Source organism: Snodgrassella sp. ESL0324, assembly GCF_013344955.1.
Classification (GTDB): Bacteria; Pseudomonadota; Gammaproteobacteria; order Burkholderiales; family Neisseriaceae; genus Snodgrassella; species Snodgrassella alvi.
Genome location: NZ_JAAEDS010000015.1, coordinates 138,295 through 152,045 on the forward strand (window position 1 = coordinate 138,295; position 13,751 = coordinate 152,045).

Below are 13,751 nucleotides of genomic sequence, written 5' to 3' on the forward strand. Positions count from 1 at the left end.
TTCGCAGGCAATAATCGAAATTTTTGTTTCCTGAAACTCTCTTGCAGTAGCAGCACAGCACGCATAAACTGTTTTAACATTTAATCATTCATAAGGATGTACAAATGAGTAAACTGGCGATAGTGGTTTTTTCCGGTTACGGTCATACTCGTAAAATAGCTGAAGCAGCCGCTGCAGATACCGATGCAGTACTGGTTGAAATTGATGCTAATGGTGATCTGGACAATGATCAGTGGCAACAGCTTCACGACGCCAAAGGGATTATTTTTGCCGCACCTACTTATATGGGCAATGTACCCTGGCAATTCAAAAAATTTGCTGATGCCACTTCAGGACTGTGGGCAGAGCGCGCATGGCAAAATAAAGTATTTGGCGGATTTACCAATAGTGCCAGTTTTAACGGTGACAAACAGGTTACGCTTATTTGGATGCAAACACTGGCCGCACAGCACGGCGGTATCTGGGTAAGTCTGGGGCTGTTACCGGCCAATAACAAAGAAGCAGACCGTAATGATATTAATGTGCTCGGAGGCTCTGGAGGAGCGCTGATACAAACACCGGCAGATGCCAGCGTAGATGAAATTCCGCGCGGCGATATTGAAACCGTTAAAATCTACGTAGCACGGGTAAGCGAAGTCATCAATAAATTAGCTTAATCGTTTTTAAGCTAATTTCGAATTTCAGCCCGTTATCTGTTGTTGCCGGTTAATGGCAGTAACAGATAACGGGCTGTTTAAATAAAATATCATCTATTATTAATTAAGCTGATGGTTGTTGTCTGGTTTTCCACCATGAAGCAAGTATAGCAATCATTAAAGCACTAAACACGACAGTCAGTGAAGCAAAAGAAGGAATATGCCACCATTTGGCCACCAGCATTTTGCCGCCAATAAAAGTTAAAACCACAGCCAGCCCGTATTTGAGATAGATAAATTTTTCTACTACATTGGCGAGTAAAAAATACATCGCACGCAGCCCCAGTACCGCAAAGATATTGGAAGTAAAAACTATAAACGGGTCAGTGGTGACGGCAAATACTGCCGGAATACTGTCAACAGCAAAAACAACATCACTTAATTCAATCACAATCAACGTAAGCAGCAAAGGAGTTGCCATACGCTGACCGTTTTCAACGGTAAAGAATTTTTCCCGGTTTAACTGCGCGCTAACACGCATATACCGGTGCAGCCAGCCTATCAGCGGATTATCGGCCAGACCTTTATCTTCTGCCTTTTCAGGCAGCATCAGCTTAATTCCACTATAAAGCAGGAATACACCAAACAGATACAATACCCATTCAAAACGGCTGACCAGTACTGCACCCAGAGCCACCATAATGGCGCGTAGTACAATAGCGCCCAGTACACCGTACAGCAAAACACGATGCTGATACTCAGCCGGCACTTTGAAATAACCGAATATCAGGATAAATACAAAAATATTGTCGACTGAGAGTGATTTTTCCAAAACATAACCTGTCAGGAAATCCATCACCGAATCTGCTGCTATAGCCGGACCGGCGGCAGGATTATGTGCCAGCTCAAAATACAGCCAGGCAGCAAATCCGAGAGAGACAGTAATCCAGACTGTTGTCCATAGCAAAGCTTCTTTGGTACTAACCCGATGCACTCCCTCTTTTTTCAATGTAAGCATATCAATTGCAATCATCACAATGACAATCACAATAAATACACCATAGAATAAAGGTGTACCGACAGAATTCAGCTGTAGCTGCATAAGTTTTTCCTGCTAAATATTTTTATCATAAAAAATCTGGTAACCATACCAGTTATCAGAATCAGCAGTCAGGCAAATGGCTTTATACCGGCTGCTATTCGAACAATAGCATATTCGGCAGAAAAGATAATCCCCTTGTTGATAATTGTTTTAAGCAGATTCTGCATTCCGCCTCTGTCAGGAATTAAGAGAAGATATTCAGAATTATTTTTAGCGGAACAGATAACCTATGCCGTACATGATTTTCTAATAGCTAAATATAATAATTCAGTCTGGTTATAAGATTACAAAGCCAGCTCTGATATTTTTCATATCCGGATACAAATTAGTCTGCTGGCAATTTATGTTTTTTGATTTTCGCATCCGGTCTGTTTTCCGGAATTGAATTTTTTTAAAACTATAATACCGGCAAAGTTGAAATAATTAATGATGAATAATAAAAGAAAAACAGGGCTGAACACCCTGTTATGATTACTTTCACATTATCTGTTTCAATTTATTTAGTATCACAATCAGATGGTACTAAATGTACGCTAAATAATTCTTTATCTTCATCTTTAAAATAATAATGATGATTAATGCCATCTGGAAATGAATTTCTTAATTTCACAAGATCAGGATCTCTATTTTCACAATATTTATTTTTTAAGTTATCACTAGTCATTTTCTGAACTTTAGATAATGAGAAATTTTTTTTCTTTCCTGTTACTACATATTTATAATCTACTACATTATTTCCAATAGTGAGATCGACTAGCTGGGTAGTTGAGGAAACTCTCATAGGCAGTTGCCGTTTAAGCTCGCTAAAGTAGCTCTGAATAGTATCATCATCTAATTTATTGTTATCTGCTTTATTGCTGTCAGGCTTACTGGCATCTGACTGTACTGCCTCACTACCTGCTTTATTTGTCTCTGCCTGCTTCGAATTATCACATCCAAAAAGCATCATGCTCAGGGATAATAACGCCACCATTTTTAAAATTTTCATATCTATTTCCATATTTAATATTTGGAATTATTATTATTACAAAAAAATAAATTAACTTACAGTATTTAGTATTTTTTATTACTTGATATTCAGGTTTATTCTTTACTCATTAGATATAAATCAAATTTATCTGATTCGCTTAGTTTTATAAATTTCATATGAAATTCGTTTTAATTATTCCGGATTATATTTGAAATATTATTCAGTCGTTTGTTCAATAGCAGCCTTGCATCCGCGTATTTTTATTACGGACAAATAACGCCCTGATATATATCTATTATATTCTTATAGGCAGTATTTTGCCTGAATAGATACGGAATAATTACATTTTTATACTTCCGCAATCCAACTATCGCTTATTCTCTTTTATAATCATCCTAATATTCATAGTTATCGTTGCTGATAGTAATTTATCTGTTCAGCTAAAGTAAAAATAAAAAAGGAGAAATCGGATGAACACAGCCTCAGTACGTCAGTACTGGCATCAGTTAACCAGTACCAATCATCTTTGTCAGTTTATTGATGTTATCCTGCGCAGCTATGGGCAGGTTATGTTGCAAAACAATCCTGTTTCCGGGTTAATCTTTTCAATAGGCATACTATTTGGCAGTTACAGTGCCGGTAAGCCCCAAACTGCTCTGGCCTGCTTACTTGCTGTAGTCTGTGCCAATGCAATAGCTTACCTGTACCAGCTTAACCGCAAAGCCTGGCTGCAAGGAATTTATGGTTTCAATGCCTGTCTGATTGGTATCGCCTTATCTGTTTTCTGCGAAAATTCACTGTATTTATGGCTAAGTATCATATTTGCAGCCATATTATCAGTATTTATTACACAAGCATTCAGCTCGATATTACAGCAATGGTACTTACCCTGTCTGACAATACCATTTGTGTTGCTTACATGGCTGTATCTATTGGCTACACCATCATTCTCAGTACTGATACGCGAACCGTCTGCTTCATTATCTGCACAGATTTCAAGTTTTAATCTGCTGCATCTGATACCGGATAGTATACTGGGCATTGCCGAAGTATTTTTATTTAACAGCACACTGGTAGGTGTTATTTTTCTGGCAGGGCTGGCAGTCAATTCAATCAGAATGGCTATCTATGCACTGGCCGGTTCTTTACTGGCCATCGGTATTGCACTGTTATATGGCAGTCAGATTGAAATGATTTCTCTCGGCCTCTATTCTTTTAATGCAATCCTGACAGCTATCACACTGGCTACTTTCAGTAATAATCAAGATTTTAAAACCGTTATTTATATTATCTTCGGTATTATCTTTACTGTTCTTACTCAGGCAGCATTAGCCACAGTACTGAAGCCATTTGCCATACCTGTATTAACCTTACCTTTTGTACTAGTAAGTTGGTTATGGTTATTAACCAATCAAACTTTAAGCCAGCGTTAGCGTTCGATTTTATATATTGAATACAAGAAAATAAGAAAATTTGTATTTTTCAGATTCTAAAATTGGATAGATAACAGAAAACAGCCATCCCGGTAAAACAAGATTAAATCAATGCTTTTTACTAACTATGAATCAGAAAATGCAAATTCACAATTTTGCGCGGAAATATCAAAGAAAGAGTTCTGTAATATGAAAGGTAAATGTATACCCGCTTGAAATAATCAAACCAGTAAAATATTCGAATTTTTTGGCTATTTTTGCTGCTGTATTGAACACAACATCAGATTATCTGATAAAAAAGACTGCCCTGATGGCAGTCTTTTTCGGTGCAACATGTTGCAAATAAGAATTAACGTTTGAACATATTGCCGTATTTCTGATTGAACTTATCCACACGACCGGTAGAGTCAACGATTTTCTGTTTACCTGTGTAGAAAGGGTGACATGCAGAGCATACTTCGATATTGAAAGTATCTTTTTCCATTGCGGATTTAGTTACAAAAGTGTTACCGCAAGAGCAAGTCACGGTTATATCATGGTAGTTCGGTTGAATGCTGTTATTCATAATATCGTCCTTGGTTGGCGGGCACAGGGGTTGTGCCTGTACCTCTTGAAACGGATGTTCAGAATCGGGTAATTATACTCGCATGAGTAAGATTTTCAAGTGAATCAGTATATAGCAGCTACTCTTCTTCACTGCTAAAACCATATGAAACGGTCAGATTCCTCACATCCCGCTATTTAAGTCTAACATTGCTGTCAAGACCATAATGCACTACAAAAATACACCCAGTCTGAGACTTAAGGCTGTGCTATATACAAATTCAGGCACGACGCCAGCTAGTCCCGCCAGCACCATCTTCCAATACAATACCGGCTGCCGTAAGCTCATCACGAATCCGGTCGGATTCAGCCCAGTTACGTTCTGCACGAGCCTGCTGCCGTGCAGCTATCAGCGCTTCTATAGTTGCGTTATCCAGACCCTGCACCGTTTCTCCCACTTCTCCCTGAAGAAAAGCGGCCGGATCACGTTGTAACAAGCCCAGTAAACCCGCCAACCCTTTCAGACATCCTGCCAGTTCGGCGTCATGTGTTTTATTAATTTCATTAGCCAGCTCAAACAATACTGCTACAGCTTCAACGGTAGCAAAGTCATCATTCATGGCTGCATAAAAACGGCGCGTATAATCATTTAAGTCAGCATGTACTGCCACTTCTGCGGCAGCTGTATTTTTAAGTGCCGTATATAAGCGGGTTAATGCACCTTTTGCATCATTCAGATGAGCATCCGAATAGTTCAAAGGGCTGCGATAATGTGCACGCAAAATAAAAAACCGCACAACTTCAGCATCGTATTTTTGCAACACTTCGCGGATAGTGAAGAAATTTCCAAGTGATTTAGACATTTTTTCATTATCCACACGAATAAATCCATTATGTAACCAATATTTAACATGGCTAGCAAAATGATTATGCTCTTCACAACACCCGTTTTTTTCCGCACCGCAACTCTGAGCAATTTCATTTTCATGATGAGGAAACTGTAAATCAGCACCACCTCCATGAATATCAAAATTTTTACCCAGTAGTGCTTTACTCATAGCAGAACATTCAATATGCCATCCCGGGCGTCCTCTGCCCCATGGGCTGTCCCATGCGGGCTCATGCGGCTTGGCTGATTTCCACAACACAAAATCCAACGGATCCCGTTTATGTCCGTCAACATCAACCCGTTCTCCGGCACGCAAATCATCCAGACTTTTCCCGCTTAACTGACCGTATTGCGGATACTCGCGTACAGCATAAAAAACATCGCCATTATCCGCCATATAAGCCTTATTATTAGCAATGATATCTTCAATCATAGCAATCATTTGCGGGATATATTGCGTGGCTCTCGGTTCGTGGTCTGGCGGCAGTACACCCAAAGCGGCTGCATCTTCGTGCATGGCCTGAATATAATAATCGGTAAGCTCAGTAATACTAATCCCGCGTTCATTGGCACGGGCAATGATTTTATCATCTATATCAGTAATATTACGCACATAATCAAGCTGATAACCTAATTCCCGCAACCAGCGCGCCACCAGATCAAATACAATCATTACTCTGGCATGACCAAGATGGCAATAATCATAAACAGTCATACCACACACATACATACGCACCTGATGCGGATTAATCGGTGTAAATTCTTGTTTGCTTCTGGTTAAAGTGTTATACAAGCTGAGCATGTCGTTTCCAAATGGCTAAAATGGTAGCACTGTACTAAGGTAATTAGTTTGTATGAGGTTAAACTGGTTGTTTTCAAGATATAACCAGCTTAAAAAGTTAATTATAGTAGCCTGAACGGTACTATAGCCAATAATTATTGTCGTCTAAAGCAGCTTTCAACCAAAAATTTATCTTTTTATCATATAGATATAACCATTTTTCTTTTCAGTACATCATATTGCCAAAAAAGCATGACTCTTGCTTTTCTACTATAGAAAGCATAAAACAGAAACTGTGAAAAGCATAATCAAGCTTATATTCAAGAGAAGGAGTAAGTATGACTATCATGAAACCACTGGCTGCACTTGCAGCCGCTACCGCCCTTGCTTTAACCGGTTGCGTTACCGATCCGTCTACCGGTCAGTCTCATGCCAGTAAAACAGCAGTATATGGTTTAAGCGGCGCTGCCGTATGCGGCATTGTCGGCGCGATTACTCATAACAGCCGCGGTGCACGTAATGCCGCACTTGGTTGCGGTGCTATCGGAGCCGGTATTGGCGCTTATATGGATTATCAGGAAAAACTGTTACGCCAGAAACTGGCTAATACTAATGTCGAAGTTCAGCGTGAGGGTAATCAGATTAAACTGACTATGCCTGAAAATGTGACATTTGCGACCAATAGTTCAGAATTAAGTGGCGCGGCTACCTCTTCTCTGTCATCTGTGGCTGAAGTACTGGCTAAATATGTAGATACTACCATCACTATTGCCGGATACACTGATAGCACAGGTAATGACAGTATTAACATCCCGTTATCACAGCGCCGTGCACAATCAGTTTCAAATTTCCTGACTTCCCGTGGCGTTGCTTATAACCGTATCAGTGCTAACGGATACGGATCTGCCAATCCTATTGCCAGCAATGCAACTGTTGAAGGACGTGCACAAAACCGCCGTGTGGAAATCCGGTTAAATCCGGTACAGCAGGCTCAGACTACAACCACACAGCAAACTACAACCTATGTTCAGTAATTACTGAATATGCCTGATTGATTACTGCAGCAGGCTGATCAATCAGGCAATTAAATTAAAAGGTTTACATGCATAAATTAACATATATATTTATATAAACAAATCTGTTAAAATATAATTACACTTATTAACCTTTAACCTTAAAGATAAATATATATGTCTATTCAAACAAACAACCATCTAGATACCTCCAATGGTAACCTTGCTCCAGTCACTTCTGTAGGTGAATGGTTAGTTACATTGCTTATTCTCTGTATTCCTATTGTTAATCTGATTATGTTAATAATATGGGCATGTAATAATGGTAATGGTATCCCCAATCGTGCTACTTTCAGCAAAGCCTATTTGATAATGATGGCAATTGGTATAGTTTTATACATTATTATTTTAGTAATGTTCGGAGGTATGATGGTCGCTGGAGCTAAATCTTATTAGTATTGATTCTTAATTTTAGCAAATATAAAATTAAAAATTTTCAGTTTATTGTTCATACATCTTCAAAGCATGCTGTATTCGATATTCAATTAGTTGAAAATTTAATTAATAGTATTAAAAAAGCACTTCAAACAGAAGTGCTTTTTTCAAATTAAATCAATTAAATTATTAATTTTAAAATTTTGTTTGAATCAATCACCCGGATTATAGAACTTTCAGTAATTTATATTAAATAAATAATTTATAAAAAACCAAAAATCCTGGTATACAAATCTGATTTATTAATATTTATTCTCTAATAAACACTTAAAAATATTATACGTTTAATTATAGATATACCACCAATCATTGATGGATTAATCAGTATTTATTATATAAAAAAGCACTTCAACATGAAGTGCTTTTTTCAGGCTGTATTTTATATATCCAGTGAACGATGCAGTTTGGCTTGTCGCTCAATACGTTTATTGATAAACCATTGCTGAGCCAGAGTCAGAATATTATTCGTCAACCAGTAGAGAACCAGCCCTGCCGGGAAGAAGAAAAACATTACAGAGAAAGCTACTGGCATGATTTTCATCATTTTCGCCTGAACCGGATCAGTTGGCGGCGGATTCATGAACGTTTGCAGATACATAGTCAGTGCCATGAGCACAGGCAGAATAAAGTAAGGATCCTGACGGCCTAAATCGGTAATCCAGCCAATCCATGGAGCTCCGCGCAATTCTACCGAAGCAAACAATGCCCAGTACAGACCAATAAATACCGGAATTTGCAGCAGCATAGGCAGACAACCGCCAACAGGATTAATTTTTTCCTTTTTATACAGCGACATCATTTCCTGCTGCATACGCATACGGTCATCACCGTACTGATCTTTCAATGCCTGCAAACGCGGAGCTACAGCACGCATCTTAGCCATCGATTTATATGAGGCATGTGTCAGCGGAAACAGAATTGCTTTGACAGTAAGAGTAAGCAGGATAATCGCCCAGCCCCAGTTCTGTACCAGACTGTGCCACCAGTTCAGCAGCCAGAATAAAGGAGAAGAAAACAGCGATACTTTGCCGTAGTCTTTAATCATCTGCAAATGATCGGCTACTTTAGTAATGACAGAATAAATCTGCGGACCGGCATACAGGGAGATACCGAAACTGCCGGTGGAATTAGCACCAATATCTTTCAGCGGTACTCGTACGCCGGCAGAATACAGGCCATCACTGCGTTTTCTGATATCTATCCGGCAGTCACTGGTACCACAAACACTGTTACCTTCTTTCGGCTGCAGAATCCAGGTAGTCATAAAATAATGCTGGGTCATACCAATCCAGCCGGTATTGGTTTTACGCTGATAATCTGCCTGATCACGACCAGAGGTGTAATCACTGTCAAGATCTTTAAAGGCTACTTTTTCAAATTTACCATTCGGGGTATACAGTACCGGACCAGTATAGGTGTGATCGAAATAGCCTGTACCTTCAGGTTCCTTATCATCCCGCAGTACCCGGTAAGCTACATCCATTTGTAATGGCTGAGCATTGTGATTGGCAATTTCATAGCGCAGCCCGATCAGGTAACTGCCTTTAGTAAACGTATAAATTTTACTAACCTGTACACCGTTTTGTTCGGCAGCAGTCAGACGCACATCCAGTTTGTCACCATTAAGCGTGTACTGTTTTTGCGCAGCTGTAAATGTCAGGTCTTTAAACTGATAGTCACCCTGACGGTTTAATAATACCGACTGGGCGACATACTGATGACCGTTTACACCATTATCCAGCAATACAAAAGGCTTGCTGGCATCACTGGTGGCCTTGTATTTATTGAGAGTTAGCTGGCGTAAATCGCCGCTTTTTTCATCAATAACAGCCTTAACAGTATCAGTAGTCACTGTTACCGGCTCTGTTTTACTCAGGGCACTCTCGGCAACAACACCAGTAGAAGAATTGCTGTTACTGGTGGATGATGTTTGTTGTGCTGCCGGCTGTTTTTCGGGTTGCGGGTATAATTTTTCCCAACCCAGCAAAATCGCCATGGTCAGCACAAAAAATATCAATAATCGTTTGAAATCCATAGTGTATTCCGTCTACTCGCTAAGGAAGAGGGTCATGACCGCAACCACCCCATGGATGACAGCGGCAAATACGCTTTATCGCCAGCCAGCTACCTTTCATTACCCCGTATTTTTGCAGCGCCAGTACGGCATATTGCGAACAGGTCGGGTTGTAGCGGCAGCGCGGTGATAACAGCGGGCTGATGGCATACTGATAGAACCGGATCAGACCCAGCAATAAATATCTCATTGCGAAGATGCTTTACACCTGTCAGCTGTAATAAGCAGCTGCTGTAAAGTCCTGACTACGCCAGCGTATTCAGCATGCCGGAACGGCTGGCGTACACGAATGATTATATCTACCGGCGGCAATTCATGCTTATGCAGGCGAAACCACTCGCGTATTAAGCGCTTCATATAATTGCGCCGGTTAGCACGTCTGGCAACTTTTTTGGCTACTATCAGCCCCAGACGCGGGAAACCTAAACTGTTGCGTGCCTGAAAAACCTGAATCCAGGCACGGCTTTTTTGGCAACGTAATGCAAAAACGGATGAAAAATCATCCGTTTTTAATAGGCGATATTTTTTGCCAAAATGATAATCCATTCTTGTTCTTACACAGCCAAACGTTTACGGCCTTTGGCACGGCGGGCAGCCAGTACAGCACGTCCGCCACGGGTTTTACTGCGAACCAGAAAGCCATGAGTGCGTTTGCGGCGGGTAACGGATGGTTGATAAGTGCGTTTCATAATTTATTCCCGAATTAACTTTAAATAAAACGTAGCATTACACAACAAGAACAGCACTTTGTCAATCAATATAATCTGTAGCAAAGCTTTACGGTAGCTGTGCTGGTATAAAGTGCAAATCATGGTCAGAAATTTGTTTATTGCGTATAATTAGCATAATAGGCACTTATTGTTTCCAGCCTTCAGCCAGCTCCGATTGACAGATAAATTTAAGCTTCACGAATGACCCTGACAGAATTTTGGCCTCAGTGCCTATTGCAATTAAAACAAAGCTTACCTTCTCAGCAATACCAGATGTGGATTGCACCTTTAACTGTGGGCGAAGAAAATGGCAACTGGGTTATTTTTGCGCGTAATACTTTTACCTTCAATCATATCCGCGAGCGTTTCTGGCCGGCTATCGAAAATGCCAGACAATCAGTTCTGCCAGACGGCAGCACACCATTAATTCTGAAAATCGGACAGGGACTATCTCTGCAGGCTGCCACTGAGGCAATACCGGCAGGAAACAATTCACCGGCCAAGACTGCAGAACCAGCCTTAAATGTCGCTGAACAGCCGGCTGATACCAAACCGGATTCAGTTGATAGCAATAAAGTTCCTTCTGAAGTTTCAGCCAAACCACAGACAACGGCAAAACGTACCGAATCTGCTCAGGACATTATTGCCAAACGCCTGCGAAACAACCAGACCAAAAGCGCAAATGCTACTGCCGAAACAAAAGAAAACAGCAGCAGCAAACAGGCCGCCACAGAAAAACCTGAGGCTGGTGAATCAGTGGCCACCTCTGATTCAGCACATGAAAACGGTAAAAAATCCCGCTATACTGATACCAACCTTAATCCTGAACATACTTTTGCTGCTCTGGTACAAGGTAAAGGAAATCGTCTTGCTCACGCTGCAGCGCTGTCGATTGCAGAAAATCCCGGCAATAGCATGTACAACCCGTTTTTTATCTATGGCAGTACCGGTCTGGGTAAAACCCACCTGGTACAGGCTATTGGCAACCAGCTGTTTGCTACCGACAATAAAGTAAAAATACGCTATATTCATGCTGATGAATTTATTCGCGGCATCATGAATGCATTCCACGCCAAATCTTTTGATGCCATGCGCCAGCAATATCAGCAGGTAGACTTACTGATTATGGATGACGTACAGTTTATTGCCGGTAAAGACCGTACCATGGAAGAGTTTTTTTACGTCTATAACCATTTAATTGACGAAAAAAAACAAGTTATCCTTACCTGTGATACGTTGCCCACTCATATAGACGGCATGGACGATCGCCTGAAATCCCGCTTCTCATGGGGGCTGAGTCTGGAACTGGAACCGCCGGAGCTGGAAATGCGCGTAGCCATTTTGCAGAAAAAAGCTGAGATGGCTCAGGTGAAGCTTGAGGACGAAGCCGCATTTTTTATTGCCAAACATATCCGCAGCAACGTGCGTGAACTGGAAGGTGCATTCAAGCGGGTAGTAGCACAAAGCCGTTTTGCCAGCCGCCCGATTGATGTAGGGCTGGCTACTGAAGCATTACAGGATATTCTGGCTGTTAACCACAAACCCATGACCCTGGAACACATTCAGAATACGGTAGCAAAATTTTATGGGATTACCATTAGTGATATGGTAGGGAAAAAACGTACCCGGAATCTGGCACGCCCGCGCCAGATGGCCATGACCCTGGCAAAAGAACTTACTCCGCTTAGTTTACCCGCTATTGGCAGCGGATTTGGTGGCCGCGACCATACCACAGTTATGCATGCGGTAAAAAGTATCTCCAAACTCCGCAAGGATGATGCTGAAACAACCAAAGCGTATGAAACCTTAATGATGATTTTGCGAGATTAAACCAAGGAACAAAATATGCTGATATTACAAGCAGAACGTGACAGTTTACTCAAACCGCTGCAGGCAGTAACCGGTATTGTAGAGCGTCGTCATACATTACCGATATTATCTAATGTATTACTGGAAAACCATCAGGGGCAAATCAAGATTCTGGCAACCGATCTGGAAATTCAGATTGATACCATCGGCCCCAAAAGCGAAGCAGAAGATTTTCGCATTACCACCAATGCCAAAAAACTGCAGGATATCCTGCGGGCTTTACCGGCCGGCGCAATCGTTTCTCTGGACTGGAATAACAACCGTCTGGTACTTAAAGCAGGCAAAAGCCGTTTTAATCTGCAAACCCTGCCGGCCGAAGATTTTCCATTAATGAGTGTGGGCGAAAATATTGATGCCAGCTTCAGCCTGCCACAGGAAACATTTCGTGAAATGCTGTCTCAGGTGCAGTACAGCATGGCCATTCAGGATATCCGCTATTATCTGAATGGTCTGCTGATGCAGACAGAAGGCAATCAGCTGCGTCTGGTTGCTACTGACGGACATCGTCTGGCCTATGCAGCCTGCAATATAGAAGCAGACTTACCCAAAGCAGAAGTTATTCTGCCGCGTAAAACCGTGCTGGAACTCTTTAAGCTGCTTACCTTTCCCGAACAGCCAATCACCATTGAACTGCTGAACAATCAGGTACGTTTCCGTTGTAATGACACCATTATTGTTTCTAAAGTCGTGGATGGTAAATTTCCGGATTACAACCGGGTTATTCCACTGGATAACGATAAAATCTTTCTGGCCAACCGTACCGAGTTGCTGGGTGCACTGGAACGCGCAGCCATTCTCGCCAATGAAAAATTTCGCGGTGCCCGCCTGCAAATCCAGCCCGGATTACTGAGCGTGACCTGTAACAATAACGAACAGGAAGAAGCCCGTGAAGAGCTGGAAATTGCCTATCAGGGAGATACACTGGAAGTCGGTTTTAATATCAACTATCTGATGGATGTATTGCGTAATTTACATGCAGAAGATTTACAACTTGCTTTTGGTGATGCAAACCGTTCAACACTGTTTACCATCCCGAACAATCCCAACTTTAAGTATATAGTTATGCCTATGCGGATTTAAACATTCATGCACTCTTAAATCCGGTTACTGCCGTACGCCAGCTTTCTGTTTTTAATAGTTCAGTCTGGTTTACGGCAGTTTATTATTTACAATCAGCATTCTTATCTTCCAATAAACATCAGATAAAACATAATCTTAAATATAGCACAGGACTGAA

14 protein-coding genes are annotated in these 13,751 nt (G+C 41.1%); 6 read left to right on the top strand and 8 right to left on the bottom strand.

Annotation, left to right across the window (positions count from 1 at the left end; translation table 11 throughout):
* Positions 1-104 precede the first annotated feature (104 nt).
* On the top strand, positions 105-656 hold the full coding sequence (locus GYY70_RS10325; RefSeq protein ID WP_174832305.1) for a flavodoxin family protein: 552 nt from the start codon (positions 105-107) through the stop codon (positions 654-656).
* Between the two features lie 103 nt (positions 657-759).
* On the opposite strand, the gene GYY70_RS10330 is transcribed toward GYY70_RS10325, so the two are convergent.
* Complete coding sequence (locus tag GYY70_RS10330; protein WP_304944919.1) at positions 760-1,737, bottom strand: TerC family protein; 978 nt, start codon at positions 1,735-1,737, stop codon at positions 760-762.
* 496 nt (positions 1,738-2,233) lie between these two features.
* Positions 2,234-2,725 (bottom strand): hypothetical protein, encoded by a 492-nt coding sequence (locus GYY70_RS10335; RefSeq protein WP_174832306.1) that lies wholly within the window; start codon positions 2,723-2,725, stop codon positions 2,234-2,236.
* Positions 2,726-3,177: 452 nt separating this feature from the next.
* Here GYY70_RS10335 and GYY70_RS10340 point away from each other — a divergent pair, with 452 nt between their 5' ends.
* The gene (locus GYY70_RS10340; protein ID WP_174832307.1) at positions 3,178-4,140 is read left to right on the top strand and encodes an urea transporter; all 963 of its coding nucleotides are present in this window, start codon (positions 3,178-3,180) and stop codon (positions 4,138-4,140) included.
* 349 nt (positions 4,141-4,489) lie between these two features.
* On the opposite strand, the gene rpmE is transcribed toward GYY70_RS10340, so the two are convergent.
* Both rpmE and cysS read right to left on the bottom strand, forming a co-directional pair.
* Positions 4,490-4,705, bottom strand: coding sequence for a 50S ribosomal protein L31 (rpmE, locus tag GYY70_RS10345; RefSeq protein ID WP_037394224.1), 216 nt, complete (start codon positions 4,703-4,705; stop codon positions 4,490-4,492).
* A gap of 259 nt (positions 4,706-4,964) precedes the next feature.
* A complete protein-coding gene (cysS, locus tag GYY70_RS10350) occupies positions 4,965-6,374 on the bottom strand; it encodes a cysteine--tRNA ligase (RefSeq protein WP_174832308.1) in 1,410 nt (469 codons plus the stop codon).
* Between the two features lie 317 nt (positions 6,375-6,691).
* On the opposite strand from cysS, the gene GYY70_RS10355 reads away from it, so the two are divergent.
* Together GYY70_RS10355 and GYY70_RS10360 are read left to right on the top strand one after the other, a co-directional pair.
* A complete protein-coding gene (locus GYY70_RS10355; protein WP_174832309.1) occupies positions 6,692-7,387 on the top strand; it encodes an OmpA family protein in 696 nt (231 codons plus the stop codon).
* Positions 7,388-7,543: 156 nt separating this feature from the next.
* Positions 7,544-7,822: a hypothetical protein gene (locus GYY70_RS10360; protein WP_174832310.1), complete on the top strand. Its 279-nt coding sequence runs from the start codon at positions 7,544-7,546 to the stop codon at positions 7,820-7,822.
* A 418-nt stretch (positions 7,823-8,240) separates the two neighbouring features.
* Here GYY70_RS10360 and yidC read toward each other — a convergent pair whose 3' ends face one another.
* From yidC to rpmH, 4 genes are read right to left on the bottom strand one after another with little or no spacing between them, the layout of a single operon-like run.
* Complete coding sequence (gene yidC / locus GYY70_RS10365; protein WP_174832311.1) at positions 8,241-9,896, bottom strand: membrane protein insertase YidC; 1,656 nt, start codon at positions 9,894-9,896, stop codon at positions 8,241-8,243.
* Between the two features lie 19 nt (positions 9,897-9,915).
* Positions 9,916-10,125: a membrane protein insertion efficiency factor YidD gene (yidD, locus tag GYY70_RS10370; protein ID WP_174832312.1), complete on the bottom strand. Its 210-nt coding sequence runs from the start codon at positions 10,123-10,125 to the stop codon at positions 9,916-9,918.
* A complete protein-coding gene (gene rnpA, locus GYY70_RS10375) occupies positions 10,122-10,481 on the bottom strand; it encodes a ribonuclease P protein component (RefSeq protein ID WP_025331542.1) in 360 nt (119 codons plus the stop codon). Before rnpA ends, yidD begins: the two co-directional genes overlap by 4 nt.
* An 8-nt stretch (positions 10,482-10,489) precedes the next feature.
* Complete coding sequence (gene rpmH / locus GYY70_RS10380) at positions 10,490-10,624, bottom strand: 50S ribosomal protein L34 (protein ID WP_004283944.1); 135 nt, start codon at positions 10,622-10,624, stop codon at positions 10,490-10,492.
* Between the two features lie 222 nt (positions 10,625-10,846).
* On the opposite strand from rpmH, the gene dnaA reads away from it, so the two are divergent.
* Both dnaA and dnaN read left to right on the top strand, forming a co-directional pair.
* Positions 10,847-12,475 carry a chromosomal replication initiator protein DnaA gene (gene dnaA / locus GYY70_RS10385; RefSeq protein WP_174832313.1) on the top strand — a complete coding sequence of 543 codons (1,629 nt, stop codon included), beginning with the start codon at positions 10,847-10,849 and terminating at the stop codon, positions 12,473-12,475.
* A 15-nt stretch (positions 12,476-12,490) separates the two neighbouring features.
* Complete coding sequence (gene dnaN, locus GYY70_RS10390) at positions 12,491-13,594, top strand: DNA polymerase III subunit beta (protein ID WP_025331544.1); 1,104 nt, start codon at positions 12,491-12,493, stop codon at positions 13,592-13,594.
* Positions 13,595-13,751 lie beyond the last annotated feature (157 nt).

Bases quoted from the DNA above. Each gene is read 5' to 3' on its own strand.
- GYY70_RS10325 (WP_174832305.1), top strand. From the start codon at position 105: ATGAGTAAACTGGCGATAGTGGTTTTTTCCGGTTACGGTCATACTCGT.
- GYY70_RS10330 (WP_304944919.1), bottom strand. From the start codon at position 1,737: ATGCAGCTACAGCTGAATTCTGTCGGTACACCTTTATTCTATGGTGTA.
- GYY70_RS10335 (WP_174832306.1), bottom strand. From the start codon at position 2,725: ATGAAAATTTTAAAAATGGTGGCGTTATTATCCCTGAGCATGATGCTT.
- GYY70_RS10340 (WP_174832307.1), top strand. From the start codon at position 3,178: ATGAACACAGCCTCAGTACGTCAGTACTGGCATCAGTTAACCAGTACC.
- rpmE (WP_037394224.1), bottom strand. From the start codon at position 4,705: ATGAATAACAGCATTCAACCGAACTACCATGATATAACCGTGACTTGC.
- cysS (WP_174832308.1), bottom strand. From the start codon at position 6,374: ATGCTCAGCTTGTATAACACTTTAACCAGAAGCAAACAAGAATTTACA.
- GYY70_RS10355 (WP_174832309.1), top strand. From the start codon at position 6,692: ATGACTATCATGAAACCACTGGCTGCACTTGCAGCCGCTACCGCCCTT.
- GYY70_RS10360 (WP_174832310.1), top strand. From the start codon at position 7,544: ATGTCTATTCAAACAAACAACCATCTAGATACCTCCAATGGTAACCTT.
- yidC (WP_174832311.1), bottom strand. From the start codon at position 9,896: ATGGATTTCAAACGATTATTGATATTTTTTGTGCTGACCATGGCGATT.
- yidD (WP_174832312.1), bottom strand. From the start codon at position 10,125: ATGAGATATTTATTGCTGGGTCTGATCCGGTTCTATCAGTATGCCATC.
- rnpA (WP_025331542.1), bottom strand. From the start codon at position 10,481: ATGGATTATCATTTTGGCAAAAAATATCGCCTATTAAAAACGGATGAT.
- rpmH (WP_004283944.1), bottom strand. From the start codon at position 10,624: ATGAAACGCACTTATCAACCATCCGTTACCCGCCGCAAACGCACTCAT.
- dnaA (WP_174832313.1), top strand. From the start codon at position 10,847: ATGACCCTGACAGAATTTTGGCCTCAGTGCCTATTGCAATTAAAACAA.
- dnaN (WP_025331544.1), top strand. From the start codon at position 12,491: ATGCTGATATTACAAGCAGAACGTGACAGTTTACTCAAACCGCTGCAG.